Genomic DNA, 17,404 nt, shown 5'->3' on the forward strand with positions numbered 1-17,404 from the left:
AATTAACATATCCTAGGCAATGGATCGCCTGTCATTACATCTACAATTCGTCGTCCACCAATGGCAGATTTGACGAATACCTTTCCCTCGGGTTTATCAACGATTCTACCAATAACTTTCGCATCCCGGCCATAGGGATGTGCGTGCATCACTCGCATAACATTCTGTAGCTTGTCTTCCGGAACGACTGCCAAAAGTTTTCCTTCGTTAGCCAGATACAACGGATCGAGTCCTAATACTTCACAAATCCCCTGCACTTCCTCTTTGACCGGAATCTCTGATCCAGCTAATTCAATTCCCACCTGGCTTTGGCTGGCAATCTCATTGAGAATTGTCGCCAGGCCCCCCCGTGTAGCATCCCGAAGAACGTGGATACCAGGACACTCTTTCAGCATATCGGATACTAAACCATTTAGCGGCGCACAATCACTTTTAACACTACTCTGGAATTGCAGTTGCTGCCGTTGCAGCATAACCGCGATGCCATGATCGCCTAGTGTTCCACTTACGATAACCGCATCACCAGGACGAGCGTTCTGTCCGCAGATTTCAATTCCTGCCGGAATTTCCCCGATGCCTGAGGTATTGATGAATAGCTTATCGGCATTCCCTTTTTCCACTACCTTAGTGTCACCGGTAACAACTATTACCCCAGCTTCTTTGGCTGTTTCAGCCATGCTTCGCACAATCTCTTCCAGCAGTTCCATAGAAAAACCCGCTTCGATAATGAAGCCGCAACTGATATACAGCGGCCTCGCACCGCTCATTGCCAGGTCGTTTACCGTCCCGCACACAGCTAACTTCCCGATATTTCCGCCAGGAAATTGCAGCGGATTTATGACATAGGAGTCGGTAGTGAAGGCCAGCCTGCCATGGACGCCGGGAAGCCGGGCAGAATCATGGGCCTCTAATAGATAGGGATTGTTAAAATGTTTATAAAAAATATTCTGGACAAGCTTGCTGGTCAGACTGCCGCCACTGCCGTGCTGAATCTTAATCTCCTTATTCATGTCCTACCTCTTTCAACATTTGCCCTTGAAGTATAGGGCACAACATTACGAGCCTAAACTCTTTAATAGCTCCATATTTGTAATAATAAGGGTACGCTGATCTACCCGGTGTATAATACCCGCTTTAGAAAAATCGCTCAATAACACCGATACAGTCTGACGGGAAGCTCCCACCAGCATAGCTATTTGCTCAATATTCAAGCCGAGGTTTAATTTAATTTCCTGCTCAGTTATTATGCCTTTTTCCTCTGCCGCATTCACCAGAAATTCTACTAATCTTTCCGTTACATCTTTGAAAACCAATCCGTTTATTATCGTTATTGAGTTATGGAGCAAATCGCCAAGTACCTGTATGATATTGAAAGTGAAGGATGGATACTGTTTAATTATTTTGCGAAAATTTTCTGCACTACTAACCAAAAACTCGCAATCTTCCAGGCATTGCGTATAGGCTCTGGTATGCGTACTGAAGACATCCCCGGGTTCAAGAATGGATAAGGTAAATTCCTTGTCATCAAAAGCTAGATATACTCTAATTTTTCCTTTTTTAACAATAATCACATTGTTCTCATAATGATTCGGCAAAAAAAGAATTTCTTTTTTTCTCGCTTTCCGTTCGGAAAAAGTCGCTAATATTGGTAAATACTCCGGAGAATTAAGAGTTTCCAGCAGATTAATATTTGATAATTTCATTCTCCCCAAGGTTCTTCCTCCTCAACTCCAGGGAATTAGTGCAATACGAATACCGTTTGATGTCTATAAATTCTTCCCCAAACCGGATAAACCTCTTTTTACTTTATTCTCTGTTATGATAGCTGATATGGCAAGCTCCTTCCCGTGAGACCATGCACGGGCCTGATGGATGCTCCGGTGTGCATGCTTTGGCAAAAAGGGAACACTCGCGGGGATTGGCGCCACTTAATATTGCATTGCATATGCACAGCGTTTCAGTAGCCTCTGGCTTAGAAGGCATTTGCAGTCCAAACCTGTATTGCGCATCAAATTGCTGATATTCAGGACGTAGAATCAATCGGGAAGCTGGCAGTATATCAAATCCCCGCCAATAAGCATCAGTCAGCGTGAATACATTAGTAAGCAAAGATTGGGCCAGCTCATTTCCTTTTTCTTCAACAACACGTGAATACTGGTTGTTATTTGCTGACATCTTTCCTAGAAGCTGCTGCAACAGAAAGAGAACCCCTTGCAGCAGATCAATCGGTTCAAATCCGCTGATGACATACGGAATGCGACGGTTGTTGAAAAGAGAACGAAAGGGTTCAACACCAATAATCATCGCAACATGGCCAGGACATAATACGGCATCCACTTGATAATTTGCCAGTACGTACTCAATGGCCGGCGGCGTCACTCGATGCGAAGATATGATGGAAAAATTGTCTATATTCTGGGCTTCGCGAATGACAGATGCTGTCAAGGGCGCTGTAGTCTCGAAACCAATGGCAAAATGAACAATTTCCCGCTCAGATACCCTGGCCAGTTGCAGGGCCTGACTGATATCATAAATAACTCTGACATCAGCACCTTCCTCCTGTAATTGTTCAAGCGAACCCCACGGAGTCGGCACTCTGATCAAATCGCCAAAGGTAGTAAGCGTAACATTCTCTCTGCGGGCTACTTCCAGTCCTAAGGCAATTTCTTCGGCAGCCGTGACACATACCGGACAGCCCGGTCCGCTAACCAGCTCTATGCATTCTGGCAATAAGTCGCGTAATCCATACTGTACTACAGTATTCTCATGAGAACCGCAAAAATTCATAATCCTGATTTTTTGTCCCGAAAAATTCTTCGTCTCTCGTTCAATAGCGTCTAAAATTTGCCTGGCCCGGGCGTCAGTAGCTACCACATCCTGGTATAACTTAGGAACATCCTTCACGATTTCAGCAGCAAAACCGGCATGCACCACTACGTGATCGCCAATTTTGACGTGTGGCAGCAAAGCAAGAGACACTTCCTGCAGAGCTCCTTTAAAGCTAACAATTGCCCGTTTCCCCTGAACAGCGGTCACCATTCCAACAGCTGCGACACACACGAATCATCACCTGCCTTCATGATTTTTGCCAGCATCAACCATCGCCGACAAGACTGATTTACGTTTTGGCAATTTCTAAAAGAAGGTTGTTTTTTATGGCTCGAATTTCATCCAAAAAGCCTCCCCCGCTATCAAAAGGAGCCCTTCCTTCCACATCGGCTTCAACCAAAGGCGCATGATAAGATATTACGCCCAATAGCGGAAACTCAGGCAAGCTTCTTGCAATAAATTCGGCATCCGCCTGTTCCCGCACTTTGCTTGCTACCAGAAAAACGTTTTGTATCGAAATGTCTTGGGCCAGCCGCCGAATTTGCCTTGCCGTCTGAATGCTGCGGCGTCCCGGTTCGACCACGATAATGAGAGCATCCACAAATTCGGCCGTACCTCTGCCCAAATGTTCCACACCTGCTTCCATATCCAGGATCATGACGTCATCTTGTCTGATGAGCAAACTTTGCATCAATCGCTTCAACAGAGTATGCTCGGAACAAACACAACCGCCGCCGCCTTTGTCCACAGTTCCCATTGTAAGCAGTTTGACTCCCTGATGCTCTACACAAAACCGTTCCGGCAGATCATCCACTTTGGGATTCAATATGAATAGCGAGCCAGGTTCTCCGTTGGCGCCGGTACGCTCTTTTGCCAAGTCTTTCATCTTAGCAAGAGGCGTTATGTTTTGATAAACATTTTCAGGTATGCCAACTGCGGAAGCCAGATTGGCATCCGGGTCGGCATCGACGGCTAATACGTGCCGGCCTTCCGCAGCAAACAACCGGGCCAAAGTACCTGACAGGGTAGTTTTACCCACGCCACCTTTTCCTGTTACTGCTATTTTCAACGTAATCCTCCTTAAAATAGCGATTACAGGCGCACCTGGCAACATGCCGGGTGCGCCCATCTTTATTTAACGCTGCCGGGAGCCTGCGTTAAATTCCTAATTCCTGCCTTCTTTGTTTGATGGCATTATATAGCTTGGCCGCTGCTGCTGTCGGGTCGGTTTCTACAATAAAATATCCCCCGGTAATATCTTTTAGCTTATTTGTTAAAACATCTGTTACCACCGACGATCCTAGCACTTGCGGCACAACGCCCAGATGGGTGGGGAAACCCAGGGTAACGGCCCAGGTACCGATAGCCACAGCCTTTTCGGACATGCATTCCGGTGCGGAAGCAACAACCGGCAGTTTGTCAAGATCGACACCGATCTTGTTGGCCAGGGCAGTGGCAAGGGAAACGGCTCTGGTATTATCCACACAAGAGCCCATGTGCAGCACCAGCGGCAAGGGGCCGGAAAGCCCGGCTGCCTTGCCAATCGCTGTAAGCACTGCTTTCAGGGATTCTCCGGCAAAACTCTCGGTAGCTTCCATCGTCATCAGTCCTGCCTTGGCAAAAGCTCCGGCGCCACACCCGGTAGCCAGCAACAGCACATTTTTCTTGGCCAGTTCCTTGGCAATGGTTATATACGCCATATCCTGGGTTACTTTTGTCGTATTACAGCCTGCAAACAGGGTGACTCCCTGGATGTTGCCGTTTACGATATTGTCCACCAGCGGTTTCAACGGATCTTGCGCATCTAAGCCTTCCAGGGCCGTTATAATGGCTTCGGCGCTAAAACCACCCGCAACGGTGCTGCTGCGCTGGGGAATATTAACCTTTCCGGGATCACGGCGTTTATAGGCTTCAATACCCATACGAACAATTTTTCGTGCGCTCTCCGCCGCAGTTGCAGCATGAAATTCAATATGCTTAGCGCCAGGTATTTTACAGGAATTCATTGTAGTAATCAGTTCCGTGTGGAAACATTCCTGCAGTTTTCCTAAAGAGGGCATGATACACTGTACATCCACCACCATGGCATCAACTGCGCCTGTCAACATCGGCAACTCTTGTGAAAGATAATTGGTAGCCGTTGGAATGCCGCGGCGCATCAACACTTCGTTACCGGTACAACATACTCCGATAATATTGATACCTTCTGTAGCGCCGGCTTTTACCGCTTCATCTTTTAGCTCTAAAGCAACGTCACAAATAAATTCACTCAGTAACGGATTATGACCATTTACGGCTATATTTACGGCATTTTCCTTTATTACGCCGAGATTGGCGGCAGTTACGACAGGCTGGGGCGTACCAAACAAGGCATCAGACAATTCAGTGGCAAGATACATTCCCGTGTAGTCGGCAAGAGCCGCTTTTAATCCCGCCAGCAGCAAATTGACGGGATCGGCATCAGTTCCCACATGCGTGCGGGCCATAATATCGGCAACAACCGCATCAATATTGTGGGGCGCAACACCCGCCCGGGATAATTTTTCCATACGTGAAGCCGGCACCGTCTTATCCAGCCAAACGCACGGAATGCCTTCATCCTGCCGGGAAAAATCCTCCAATGTCGCCTTGGCAACCTCTTTGGCAATCTGGTTGACGCTCTTTCCTTGTACGGAAACATTTACTTTTTCTGCAGCCTTATACAACTTATTTTCATCTTTAATTGTATAATCCGGTGCATGCCCTTCACTTATTTCCAAAAGGGTCTTGGCGATATGACGTCCATGATCGGAATGAGCTGCCGCACCAGCGGCAATACCCCGGATAAGATTCCGCGCGACAATGGTATGCACATCAGCACCGCACACGCCCCGGTCCGGACCGTCTCCCAAGGGATTAACCCTGCAAGGTCCTTTCCAGCAAAGTTTACAGCAAACCCCAAGTAAACCAAACCCGCATTGCGGCAATTGCGCTTCATATCTGTCCCATGCGGTATCAAAGCCAACTTTCCTGGCCACAGGCATTAACTCATTGACGCACTCATCACACGAGATTTTTCCTTTTTCAGTCATATTATTCCCCTCCACATTTAAATTAACCCTTGTTTGACCTTACTTGAGCGGCTTCTTTCCCGCGTTCTTCCAGGATTTTTTTACGATGAGCGTCCGTGTCTACCAGAAACATGGCTTTAGTTGGACAGGCCTGGATGCAGGCGCACGAGGCCTCAGCAATCTCGCCCGTCTTGTCGATGCAAAGATCACACTTTAGCGCCCTTGCTTTCTTGACCACCCGATTGGAAACGGTTTTCGTTTCCACTGTCATCCGTATCGCACCAAAAGGACACACCATGGTACATACCTTGCACCCTATGCAAGCCGCTTCACTGAGTTTTACCATTCCATCCGCATGATAGAGTGCCCCGGTCGGACATACTACGGCACAAGGCGCATTCTCGCATTGACGGCACTGTATCGGCATAACGAGATCCCCGGCCTGCACGACGGTAGTACGCGATTGTACCCGGCACCCCTGTTGCACGGCAGTAAATATATCTGTATTTTCATGGCTGATTCCGCAGGCTATTTCACAATTCTTACAACCTATACATTTTTCCGGATTTGCATAGACAAATCGATTTTCACCTGTTCCCACGATCATGACCCCCTTCTCCTGCTATTCGGCTTCAATGCTTTTAATATAAAACTCCTTGCCTGCGATGATCTCAACATTCCGTTGCGCACATTGAGGGCATTGAAAGCGATAATTCATTACCGTGAACTCCAGTTCACATTGCGCACATTTTCCCCGAATCGGCACGCGCTCAATAACCAGTCTTACTCCTTCCAGCGCCGTTCCCTCTGTGCACACTTCAAACGCGGCCTTGAATGTCATTTCTTCCACATTCGTCATGGTACCGATTGTCATGGTTACCTGAACAACTTTTTTTACATTGAATTCCGCCATTTTAGCATGCAATATTTTGAGCGTAGCACTGACAAGCGCCATTTCATGCAAGCCAACTCCCCCATTCTCAAAACTTATCTTTCGGTACATGAGATACAGGGATCAATACTACCCAAAATCACGGGAATATCCGCCAATTTGTTATAGGCCATCATCATGCGCAGCGCCTCCCAGTTCGGATAGGTAGGTACCCGCCATTTTAGCCGCTCGGGAATATCTGTGCCGCCTGTACGGAGGTAGTAGAGCAATTCGCCGCGCGGTGCCTCCGATTTGGCAATTGCTTGTCCTGCCGGGATTTCCGGCATATAGTCCAAACAGGTTGGACCCTCCGGCATAAGGCTTAAACACTGCTCAATCAAACCAACCGCTTCCCTGACTTCCCGCAACCTTACCAGTGCCCGGGAATAAACGTCGCCACCATGCTCCACGGCAACTTCAAAGGTCAGGTTTTCATAGGCTGCATAAGGATTATCGCTGCGTACATCACAGGAAAGTCCCGAGCCTCTTGCCACCGGACCGACTACACCGTATTCCACAGCCTTATCTTTGGGCAAGACACCAACGCCCTCGGTGCGTTTCCGGATTAAACTATTGGTTTTGTATATGGCAATCAGATCATCAACCGGCTTTTTAATCTTCTGCAAACAAGTTCGAATATACTGAGTCTGTTCATCTGTCACATCATAGCGCACACCGCCTATGCAGTTTGCCGACAAGTTCATCCGGTTTCCGTACACTGCCTCTTTGAGATCCTGTATCTCTTCCCGTACCTCCATGACCTGCATGAACAGCGTGTCAAACCCGATGATATGGGCAATCATACCTGTATTGAACAGATGCGAGGCCATTCGCTTGACCTCATCAGCAATGACGCGCAAATATTTGGCGCGTTCCGGTATCGAAATACCCGCAATCTTTTCTACTGCCATACAATACGTGAAAGGGTGGTTATTGGAACAAAGGGAACATACCCGCTCGGTAAACGTTATGTTTTGATAGATATTGCGCTGCATGGCCAGAAACTCCATTCCCCGGTGGACGTGCCCGGCATGAATGTCCAAACCGACAACAGTTTCTCCTTCCAGCTCCAGTTGAAAGTAAATAGGCTCCTCCAGCACGACATGCACCGGTCCAACAGGTATTTGGTAGCTGCTCATCGTTCCACCTCCTTGTTCTTTGACTGCATTACTCTTTCCCATAATGTGGCTGTACTATTTCCGTTCATTGCCTCCGATAACGGAATCATGAGATTATCGGCCATGTGCATATTTTCTTCCAGAAATAGTCTTTTAGGATTGGGATGATTGCGCACCCGGATATTATAGAGCTCCTGCATCTCTCTTTCCTGCCAATCGGCACTCTTTAAAATAGGGGTAATCGATTCAATTTCCCGTTGATCGCCCGGCAAACCGATAATAAATGTGCAATTTAAAACCCCTACGGCAAAATGATAGGCAAGCTCCACCCACCCGGGACTGTCACTCGTCGTAACCGATGCCGTTATGGCCATCACCCGGCCCTTCAATTCGGCAATCACTTTGGCTACCTTACAGATATCTTCAGCAACAGTCAGCTGAAACCAGCCGGTGGTAATACCTTTTTCATCCGGGTCCCAGTAAAACTCATACGCACTGCCAATACTTTCGCTAATTTTGCTTGTCAGTATCTCCGACAGGTGTTGTTCACTCACTTGGTCATTCCTCCTTTCTTAAGCGATTCCCCGGCCGGCACCGTTCACAAAGTTGAGCCAGAAATTCGACATTGGCCGTCTCTTTATAGGCTAACGCCAGCAATTCGGCGGCAACAGGAATCATTGGCTTACCGCAGCAAGAGCATGGAACATATTTGATAAACCCTTGTTCCACATAATTATATTTTTCCGCTTGGGAATGAGCAGTGTGATAATCTGCCGTCATCCGGATGGCTTTCGTAGGACAATAGTGCTCACACAGCCCACAAAAAGCACAGGTGTTATGCCATACGACAAAATGCAAGCCGCTTTTATCCTCAGCTTCTTTGATACGTATCGCATTGCCGGCACAAACGTGTTCACAGGTTCGGCAGGCTACACACGCCTGAGAGTTAAACCGTATTTTTCCTCGTAACCCTTTTGGTTCAAAAGTTTTCCCGAAAGGGTAAGGGTCAGTGGATGGTCCTTTAAGCAGATTTTGAATGACTGTTTTTAGATATGACCCCATACTCACCACCCCTATAATTTTGATTTCCAGATTTCTACAGCCTTAACGATTCCGTCAATGATTGCCTGCGGACGCGGCGGACAACCCGGAACATTCACATCAACCGGAATATAGGCATCCAGTGGTTCTTTAATCGCATAACTATCACGGAATACCCCTCCCGAAATAGGACAAATGCCTACTGCTACGACCACCTTCGGCTCGGGGATTTCATGATAAACATGCAGCACTTTATCGCGCATTTTATCTGTCAGCGGTCCTGTAACCAATACAATGTCGGCATGTTTGGGACTTCCGCAATATTTACAGCCAAAGCGTTCTACATCAAAACGTGGAATCAACGCCGTTGTCGCCAACTCTACGTCGCAGCCATTGCAAGAACCGGTATTGATACGGTAAAGCCAAGGTGACTGTATCGCAATTTTTTTTAATGCATTCTTCACGATTTTTCTCTTCCTTCCTTTTTACATACCATTGATTGCATACAAGGTTGCAAGCAAACTGACCACTGCCAAACCGGTAGGAACCTTCAAATAAAATTTGGCAGCTTGATCAATCCGCATTCTGCCGGTTGAGGCACGTACAATCGTAACGGATACAGTAACCAATACCACACATTTGACAAGAAACCAGGCCAGACTGATTAACCAAAACCCGTCTCCGGAGCCAGGGAAAAACAATGTGACCCCCAGCGCCGCCAGCACCATCATTTTTATGCCGCCCATAATCTTGAATAGGATTAAACCAGAACCAGAGTATTCTAAAATAGGCCCCTCCACAATCTCTGTTTCTGCTTCCGGGATATCAAAAGGTACTGTGCCAATAGAGCCTGGAATACAGCAGAGAAACGCCAAAAAGGCAGGAAGCATGGTAATATCTAAGAGCAACGGGCCAGTCTGTTGCTGAAAGCCAGTTATTTTACTTAGAGAAAATGTGGCCGCTTCTGTATAGAAGTGTCCTGCCTTGATGGCGACCGTCAACAACACGATTAAAAGTGGAATTTCATAAAACAGCGTAAGCATCATCTCGCGCGAAATCCCAACAGCCGAAAAGGGCGAACTGGATGATGATCCGCCAATGATGAGCGCCAAAGCCGGCGTAATTAGCAAATACAGCAGCACCAGCAAATCGGCCGATTGAGCAAGTCCTGGATATACCCCTGCAATAGGGATTAGAACAACAGCCATCATGATTCCGGCAAAACCAATCAAAGGCGCTAGCTGAAAAGCCCTTTGATTGGCAGTACGCGGAATCAAAACTTCTTTTTGCATGAGTTTTACCACATCGATGAAGGGCTGGTGCAAAGGAGGACCGACCCGCCGTTGCAAGCGTGCGTACAGTTTTCTATCAAGCCCCATTAGGAATAATCCGAATATCATCGCAAATAAGCCACCGGGAAAAATCAGTGCATGGAAAATCAGTCGAAAAACCTCCTCCATCACTTCACCTCCTTGTGTGTTGCTTCAGAGTGCAAATTGGCAGGCTTTTTGTTTATTGACGGAATAAAAATCTCTTGCAACGATTTTGTAAGCGTACTATACAAGTTTTCTGCTGAAACATGCATTGCCTCCGGTTCAAGACTCTTTACTCCGCAAGTATAAACTTCTGAAGCCCGGACGTTTCGGCTGCTCATCAAGTAAATGCCAAAACCCATCCCGCCGGTCAGCAGCAACAATGCTGTGATCGCGCCAGCCTGCCAGACCCCTAATGGTGTAATGACTGTCGTAAGGGTAAAGGAAATCTCGGGTATAGCCAGCATTGATTGAATCGCGGCAATCACCTGCAAGGGAATTCCGGGCATTATGCCAAACACAATACAAACTACAGACAGCAAGCCCATTGGTGCCAGCATGGTCCAAGGCGGATCTGTTACATGCGCAAACTTTGCTGAAGTACTGCCAAAGAAAGCGGAATGCATAAATTTTATAAAATAGGCAACTGTCAGCACACTAGCTACAAGGGAAATCATAGCCAGGCCTACATAGCCTTGCTCCATGGCCGCTTCATAAACCAACCACTTGGAAGTAAAGCCATTAAATGGCGGAATTCCAGCCAGCGATAATGCTCCCACCATAAAGAACAGCAGCGTAAACGGCATTTTGCGGCCTAATCCCCCAACTTCATTCAAGTTGTACGCATGCGCCTGCAGCATAACCGCTCCCGCCGCTAAGAAAAGCAAGTTTTTAAAAAACATGTGATTGATAAAATGCAGCAACCCTGCAGCCGTTCCTAAAGTGGAACCCAAACTCAACCCCAAGATGATATAGCCAATTTGACTCACGGTACTATAGATCAACATCAACTTAATGCCACTCTGCAACAAGGCCATAACTGCCCCACCCAAAATGGTCAATCCTCCAATCCACGAGACCGCATACGTCACAGTCGAGGCATTGGCAACAATACCAAATTTTCCAAAAATAGCCACTCCACTTAAACCAAAGAATAGCTTGATCAGCCAAAAAGGAGCACTTTTTAGCAACACGGCCGATATATAGCCGCTCACCGGGGTTGGAGCTGCTGCCGGATGCATTTGATAGTCAATGCGGGCAGGCAGCACCGCAGCTTTCATCAGAAAACCTGCTGTCATCAGGATTAGACCGGCACCGGCAACAAGGGTGGACAGGCCGCCTAAGGCAGCCGATACAGCTGCAAAAGCGAAACTGCCAACATGAGCCGTTAAAACAAGCATTCCTAAAAAAATGAAATTGGCGCCAATATAGTTGAAAACGAAATATTTAAAGCCTTCTTGCAATGCTTCCGTACTTTCCTCATGAATAATCACAAAATACAACGTCCAGCTACTCATGATTTCCCAAAATACAAAGAAGCTGAAAAAGTCTTTGCTCAACGCAACTCCGACAAGTCCTCCAATCATCAAAACGAAAAACATGTAGTACCGGTTTTGCGCATGGCTATGCGCCATATATCCGATGGAGTAAACCAAATTAAAGGCTCCGACCAACACAATCAATACGGCAAAACTCAGTGAAAATATATCATAATTTGCCGCGCTGGTTGCCAGTGTCAGTAAGGCAGCAATCATGACCGCAACTGCACCCCACCCGGCGCCCTGGATCGAAACCCGCCCCAGTAAATAAACCATTAGCCCGCCCGCTAGTAAAACAATGACCGGCAAGGGCCAGTAGACGGCTAACTCAGGAATCGCCGTTACCGGCAAACCAGCTTCCCCGGCAACAAAATTCGCTGCAGAGGCAACCATGTCCAAAGTTGCTTGCGGAAATACCCCGTTAAAAATCACTGCACCGGTAAGCAAGACCACAGGCAGCAGCATAAAAACAGGCGCTTCCTTTACGACTGGACCTTCATACTTTTCAAAAAATAAGGTCCGTATCAATTTCATGTAGTAGAAGGCGCCGATTACGCTACCTGCCAGAATGAGTGCGGCAAAATACCAGTGTCCGGCTTGCACATTCGCATACAGCATGAGGAATTTACTGTTGAAACCGCTAAAGGGAGGTAACCCCATAATGGCCAATACACCAATTGCCAAACAAAATGCAGTTAACGGCATGACCTGACCGACACCCTTGAAACCAGCAAGATCCTGCCGTTTCAACCGGTAGATCAAACTGCCGACGGCCAGAAACAGCAAGCCTTTCATAATGGCATGATTCAACACATGATACACGCTGGCAGCTACTCCCAAATAGGTCCCGCTACCAAGAGTAACGATAATTTCGCCCAGTTGAGCCATCGTGGAAAAAGCAAGCATCCTTTTCACATCGGTTTGGTATAAAGCCATGACTTCACCATACAAAAGCGTCAAGGCCCCTAACAATGAAATCATCATACCTACGTTGGAAAAGCTGATCGATCCCGCTTGCGTCAATAGCGCTGTTCCCAACATAACAAAAAGAATTCTCACTAAGCCATAAATGCCCATTTTGGTAAGCAGACCAGACAAAAGCGCTGATATCGGCGATGGCGCGACCGGATGAGCGGCCGGCAGCCAACTATGCAAAGGAACTACACCTACTTTGACACCAGCCCCCACGAGGAAAGCAGCTACTAAAGCTGTCAGCAACTCCGGTGTAAAGACAAGCAGGCCGTCTTTCATTACTGCCATATCGAAAGTGCCGGTATGATGGTATAAAGTCAAGATTCCCAACTGCATCAGATAAGCCCCTGATGCACACATCATAAAATACTTAAAACCGGCCGCTAATGCTTTTTTCGTTTGTTCATGCACGACCAGTAAATAGGACGACCATGTCATTAATTCCCAAAACGTATAAAAATTGCTCAAGTGACTGCTTGAAGTCACTCCAATTAAACTAGCCAACATAAATAAAAGAAAAAACATATAACGGTTGCTTAACGGTTTCCCATGTACATAGGCGGAAGAATAAACTGTACATAATAGCCCCGCTATTGCCACAATTACCGTAAAAATATGCGATAGAGCATCCAGGCTGCCGTCTATCCAGACCAAATAGACTGTTGCTCCGGCGATCCCGATAGCCAAAACGCTTCGCACCCGCTCGGAAAAAATTCCGGAAACAAATACCATAAACGCCCCCAGATAGGGCAGCAAAACCATATTGGGCCATGGATAATCAATTACAGGAATTTCTCCACCATTTCTTGAGCCAAGCAGTTGGTGTATAGCCGTCTCTGTATAATGCAGCATGAATTCCGGAAATAAAGAGACCACTGCAGTTAAGGCACTCAATAGCACCAGCGAACCAGTAATCCACAGACTGCCGGAGACATCGAGTTTTGAAAAAGCTTTTCCTGTTTGGCTGGATTCCTCAGCCGCTTCAAAGCAAATTTCCTGAATAGTCATAATAAAATAATACGCTTCAATAATACTGCCAATAATGGCAAAACAGGCATAAACATAGTGACCGGCAGCGATATTGGCGTAAATGATCAGGAATTTACTAATTGATCCCTTAAAAGGAGATAACCCCATAATCGAAAAAACACCAAATGCAAAGATAGCAGCAAGAAACGGCGACTTCTTCCCCAATCCTTGCATCTCTTTAACATTTTGCGATCCCACTTGGGAAATGATCGCCCATGCCGCCAAAAACGCCAACCCACGCATCAGAATTTGGTTTTCCAGGTGCAATAACGCCCCTACTTCTCCGGCGTAAACTCCCGTACTCCAGCCTAGTAAAACATAACCTACTTCTGCAAATGCCGAATACATTAATAGGCTAATCAGGTTTTCTGAACGCCGCAAAGCAGCTATTTCACCAGATAACAGAATGATTATCCCTAATAAAGCTACCAAGTTGATACACGTCCCTTCAGTGCTTTCTTGTTGCTTCTTTCACTAATTTTATCAACTTCAACCGATTGATTCTGTCATCTATCTGACAAAATCCCTAACTGCCCAAAATTAAATTCCAGACTAAACAAAATTGTTTGGTTTCTCCCAAGAGAAATAAAAAACGGCACTAGATTATCTCTAGTACCGTCAGTCATCCCACTACAATCGCCATGATAATGGCAACGACAATCACATGAGTAATTGCTTGATTCGGACTGCATTGCAAAGTAAAATGACCGAAATAATGCCATTTGCGACAATTACTTCGGTCAAGTCACCTGTTTCTGTCAAAAATTCCGGATTTGGATGGTGGAGGCGATCCATATCAGGACAAATCCCACCTCTTATTCCATAATTTGTAATTTGCTAATTCAGTTCCTTACCTTCAGTCCAAAGTTCGTTCTCGCTCAAATCACCATCGTCATTCCAGCTAATTCCGAATCCTCCGCCGTCAACCTGCACGGCTTTGAAAAAGCCTCTATCTCGTAAAATGCTAAAGCGTTCATCGCTCAATCTAGGCTTTAGATCATACAACTTTTTTACTCCATTGTCAAACGTAACATGCAGAACATAATCATCGCGACGATAGAAAGGAATATTGGCATGAGAACACGAATAATTTCCATAGAAGACAACACCTCTGAGTAATCAATTTTTGGTTACTCGTCCTGGGGAGGACGGTGTTGTCTGCTTCTATTTTGTCATCAAAAATTCCTACAATAATTTTACACTAACTACTGATTAGGACTCTTTTTGCATTTTCAGTGTATTATAAAATACTTGAAGCCTATAGTCTTTTGTCAGCAATTCATCTTTTACTGTTAATCCACTCACTCCTATACTTTCCGGTCTTATTAAATACTATTTTCAATACCATATCATCTAATCCATTTTAGCAATAGTCTTACGGATGCACTCCTTCAAATTTCCTTTTTCAATAATCAATATATCATCAATCCAGACGTTCGGCTGATTGACCACGCCATCAATGTGAACTCCCGCTGTAATCGTTCCACCAAACGTATTGTTACTGCCGAAAGCTACATGAATGGTTCCATAAACTTTTTCATCCTCAAGAACCACTCCGGTTATTCTTGCTTTATCATTGGTGCCAATGCCAAATTCGCAAAGCATCCTCCCTTCTCCATCGCCAAGTTTTGAAAGCAACTCATCTGCCACAGTTCCTTCAGCTTGAGTGACACGTCCCTGTTCAATCTTCAGAAGCAATGGTGATGTCAACTTGCCAATACCGGCTACAGAACCGTCAATCCAAATTTGACCATTCGCCGTTCCCTCAATGGGTGCAATGTACGCTTCACCTGATGGCAAATTGCCGGATTCTCCGGGTTTAAGGTAGACGCCCGTACTGGCTATGCCCGTACGGCCGGCAATGGAAAATGTCAAACCATACCCCTGTTTTTCGATTTTGACTGTCGTTCCCTGCGTTAGTAATTCCGTTACTTTTTCCGTTACATTTTTAACCTTAGCATAATCAGCGGCAATCGCCCCTGCGAGAAACATGTCCGGGGTAATGCCCGGCATTGTAGCTAACCGTGCACCGGCAGTTGCTGCATTTTTTCTGGCTTGGGTATGCGTCAGCGAATGTTTGGTCAAACAAACAACCACCTGAGAATTAGCCATCGCTGCAGCAATCGCTGTCGGCGGTTCTTGGCCCGGTTTTTCCCGTTCCTGCATAACCATGAGCATGGCTTCGGCTCCCAGCTCTTTCCCTGCCAAAAACACGGCTTCCGACAAATCTTTTTTAGCTTCATCCGTTACCACCAAAAAACTTTCTCTTTCTTTTAATCCCAAGCAATTCTGCAAAAATGATTTGCTCACTGTAATAAGCGTTTCCTGCATGTTATCATCTCCGTGTAATGCATGTTGTCAGCCGCACCCGTATGTACTATGCTGAAAAACAAATGGTAATATGGGTTTGTGAATGATCTCTTCAATGGGTTGCAACAAATTCTTGTTCCTCATTGTTGTTCCTAAAATCAAATTTTCTTTCGGCGCAACAATGACTGTAATATGCTGATCGCGTTCAACCGCCGCCGATACGACAGGTCGCGCGGTTTTTGCATCCAATGTCATGATCAAGTCAGGAAACGTGGCCAATCGCTGTCCGTCTTTTTCTAACGTCATATACTCATTCCAAAAAGTAATTTCATAATCACCATCAAGCTGGATCGTGCCCACATCAAAACCGCCCGTTGTTTCCATCTTATAGCCAGTCACTGTACCTGTCGTGATCACCTTGCCATCGAGTATGGAAACTACAGCCTCAACAGCCGCTTCACCTTGGTGGCTCAACAACGCTTCACCTACCGCCATGGCTTGCTGAACCGCCCCGGGAGCCCCGTTTTGTTTCGCATACGCCACCGAAACCGGATTGCGGGCTACGGCAACCAAACCTCCTGCTTCCACCGAAGCCCGCCGTATCATGGACGCCGCCCTATTCAGGGAGCCCGAAATACACAGTTCTATGTATCTGCCTGCCTTTCCACCGACAGCGGCTTGATATGAGACATAATCCGTATTCTCCGACAAATTGAGCGAGCCCATAAGGCCGGTAGGATGAGCACGACCGTTGCACGGACAGTCAATTACCGGCAAGCCGCTGACAGCGGCCTGAAACCATCCGTTTACAGTTGTCCCTGCACCGTTTTCATTGGTAGTGATTCCATGAACGGGCATGGAAAACTGCTTGCGCAGCAGTTCCAGTGCTCTAGAATAATGAATGGGCTTTACATACTTTTCTTTTGCACCTGGAGCACCGACTAGCGAAACAGCAACCAGGCAATCTTGATCATCCAGTTCATCCACGGTAAAAAGCTGCGGCTGGCCGATTTCCAAAGCCAACCGGCCGACATGCATTCCTTCTTCAATCCAGCCGCCCCCGCCACCGCCAAGTATAGCTCCGCCATATACCGCGCATTCAACACTGTGTTGATCCAATGCAATCTTGGCCAATTACTTCTCCTCCCAACCGAGTGTTTGTCACCACTGAAAGCAATCCAAATAAGTAATTTACATCAAAAAGCCCCCAGACACTCTGACTCATCATGGGAGCTTTCGATTTTTAAAATATGAAACCAAAGTCTGCGGATAC

16 protein-coding genes are annotated in these 17,404 nt (G+C 46.5%); all 16 read right to left on the reverse strand.

Features of this window, described 5'->3' with window-relative positions:
* Positions 1 to 2: 2 nt before the first annotated feature.
* The gene (hypE, locus tag SCACP_RS19040; RefSeq protein WP_425059070.1) at positions 3 to 1,010 is read right to left on the reverse strand and encodes a hydrogenase expression/formation protein HypE; all 1,008 of its coding nucleotides are present in this window, start codon (positions 1,008 to 1,010) and stop codon (positions 3 to 5) included.
* Positions 1,011 to 1,055: 45 nt separating this feature from the next.
* A complete protein-coding gene (locus tag SCACP_RS19045; protein WP_425061446.1) occupies positions 1,056 to 1,703 on the reverse strand; it encodes a Crp/Fnr family transcriptional regulator in 648 nt (215 codons plus the stop codon).
* 103 nt (positions 1,704 to 1,806) lie between these two features.
* Positions 1,807 to 3,060: a hydrogenase formation protein HypD gene (hypD, locus tag SCACP_RS19050; protein ID WP_425059071.1), complete on the reverse strand. Its 1,254-nt coding sequence runs from the start codon at positions 3,058 to 3,060 to the stop codon at positions 1,807 to 1,809.
* A 58-nt stretch (positions 3,061 to 3,118) separates the two neighbouring features.
* A complete protein-coding gene (locus tag SCACP_RS19055) occupies positions 3,119 to 3,898 on the reverse strand; it encodes an AAA family ATPase (RefSeq protein ID WP_425059072.1) in 780 nt (259 codons plus the stop codon).
* Between the two features lie 88 nt (positions 3,899 to 3,986).
* Positions 3,987 to 5,900, reverse strand: a complete 1,914-nt coding sequence (gene cooS, locus SCACP_RS19060; protein WP_425059073.1) for an anaerobic carbon-monoxide dehydrogenase catalytic subunit — start codon at positions 5,898 to 5,900, stop codon at positions 3,987 to 3,989.
* 22 nt (positions 5,901 to 5,922) lie between these two features.
* A complete protein-coding gene (locus tag SCACP_RS19065) occupies positions 5,923 to 6,486 on the reverse strand; it encodes a 4Fe-4S dicluster domain-containing protein (RefSeq protein WP_425059074.1) in 564 nt (187 codons plus the stop codon).
* A 15-nt stretch (positions 6,487 to 6,501) separates the two neighbouring features.
* Positions 6,502 to 6,834, reverse strand: a complete 333-nt coding sequence (locus SCACP_RS19070; RefSeq protein ID WP_425061447.1) for a hydrogenase maturation nickel metallochaperone HypA — start codon at positions 6,832 to 6,834, stop codon at positions 6,502 to 6,504.
* A gap of 32 nt (positions 6,835 to 6,866) precedes the next feature.
* Positions 6,867 to 7,949: a nickel-dependent hydrogenase large subunit gene (locus SCACP_RS19075; protein WP_425059075.1), complete on the reverse strand. Its 1,083-nt coding sequence runs from the start codon at positions 7,947 to 7,949 to the stop codon at positions 6,867 to 6,869.
* Complete coding sequence (locus SCACP_RS19080; protein WP_425059076.1) at positions 7,946 to 8,482, reverse strand: NADH-quinone oxidoreductase subunit C; 537 nt, start codon at positions 8,480 to 8,482, stop codon at positions 7,946 to 7,948. The genes SCACP_RS19075 and SCACP_RS19080 overlap by 4 nt, the downstream gene beginning before the upstream one ends.
* 4 nt (positions 8,483 to 8,486) lie before the next feature.
* Positions 8,487 to 8,990, reverse strand: coding sequence for a 4Fe-4S dicluster domain-containing protein (locus SCACP_RS19085; protein ID WP_425059077.1), 504 nt, complete (start codon positions 8,988 to 8,990; stop codon positions 8,487 to 8,489).
* An 11-nt stretch (positions 8,991 to 9,001) separates the two neighbouring features.
* Positions 9,002 to 9,433 carry an NADH-quinone oxidoreductase subunit B family protein gene (locus tag SCACP_RS19090; protein ID WP_425059078.1) on the reverse strand — a complete coding sequence of 144 codons (432 nt, stop codon included), beginning with the start codon at positions 9,431 to 9,433 and terminating at the stop codon, positions 9,002 to 9,004.
* Positions 9,434 to 9,454: 21 nt separating this feature from the next.
* Positions 9,455 to 10,429, reverse strand: coding sequence for a respiratory chain complex I subunit 1 family protein (locus SCACP_RS19095; protein WP_425059079.1), 975 nt, complete (start codon positions 10,427 to 10,429; stop codon positions 9,455 to 9,457).
* Positions 10,429 to 14,253: a proton-conducting transporter membrane subunit gene (locus tag SCACP_RS19100; RefSeq protein ID WP_425059080.1), complete on the reverse strand. Its 3,825-nt coding sequence runs from the start codon at positions 14,251 to 14,253 to the stop codon at positions 10,429 to 10,431. Before SCACP_RS19100 ends, SCACP_RS19095 begins: the two co-directional genes overlap by 1 nt.
* Before the next feature lie 405 nt (positions 14,254 to 14,658).
* On the reverse strand, positions 14,659 to 14,889 hold the full coding sequence (locus SCACP_RS19105; RefSeq protein ID WP_425061448.1) for a DUF2442 domain-containing protein: 231 nt from the start codon (positions 14,887 to 14,889) through the stop codon (positions 14,659 to 14,661).
* Between the two features lie 285 nt (positions 14,890 to 15,174).
* Positions 15,175 to 16,152: an aminopeptidase gene (locus tag SCACP_RS19110; RefSeq protein WP_425059081.1), complete on the reverse strand. Its 978-nt coding sequence runs from the start codon at positions 16,150 to 16,152 to the stop codon at positions 15,175 to 15,177.
* 27 nt (positions 16,153 to 16,179) lie between these two features.
* Positions 16,180 to 17,265, reverse strand: coding sequence for a DUF917 domain-containing protein (locus SCACP_RS19115; RefSeq protein ID WP_425059082.1), 1,086 nt, complete (start codon positions 17,263 to 17,265; stop codon positions 16,180 to 16,182).
* Between the last annotated feature and the right edge of the window lie 139 nt (positions 17,266 to 17,404).

It is taken from the genome of Sporomusaceae bacterium ACPt, assembly GCA_041428575.1.
GTDB classification, from domain to species: domain Bacteria; phylum Bacillota; class Negativicutes; order Sporomusales; family Sporomusaceae; genus Sporomusa_D; species Sporomusa_D carbonis.

Coding starts and splice junctions, on each gene's coding strand:
- hypE (WP_425059070.1), bottom strand. CDS start 1,010: ATGAATAAGGAGATTAAGATTCAGCACGGCAGTGGCGGCAGTCTGACC.
- SCACP_RS19045 (WP_425061446.1), bottom strand. CDS start 1,703: ATGAAATTATCAAATATTAATCTGCTGGAAACTCTTAATTCTCCGGAG.
- cooS (WP_425059073.1), bottom strand. CDS start 5,900: ATGACTGAAAAAGGAAAAATCTCGTGTGATGAGTGCGTCAATGAGTTA.
- SCACP_RS19065 (WP_425059074.1), bottom strand. CDS start 6,486: ATGATCGTGGGAACAGGTGAAAATCGATTTGTCTATGCAAATCCGGAA.
- SCACP_RS19070 (WP_425061447.1), bottom strand. CDS start 6,834: ATGGCGCTTGTCAGTGCTACGCTCAAAATATTGCATGCTAAAATGGCG.
- SCACP_RS19075 (WP_425059075.1), bottom strand. CDS start 7,949: ATGAGCAGCTACCAAATACCTGTTGGACCGGTGCATGTCGTGCTGGAG.
- SCACP_RS19085 (WP_425059077.1), bottom strand. CDS start 8,990: ATGGGGTCATATCTAAAAACAGTCATTCAAAATCTGCTTAAAGGACCA.
- SCACP_RS19095 (WP_425059079.1), bottom strand. CDS start 10,429: ATGGAGGAGGTTTTTCGACTGATTTTCCATGCACTGATTTTTCCCGGT.
- SCACP_RS19110 (WP_425059081.1), bottom strand. CDS start 16,152: ATGCAGGAAACGCTTATTACAGTGAGCAAATCATTTTTGCAGAATTGC.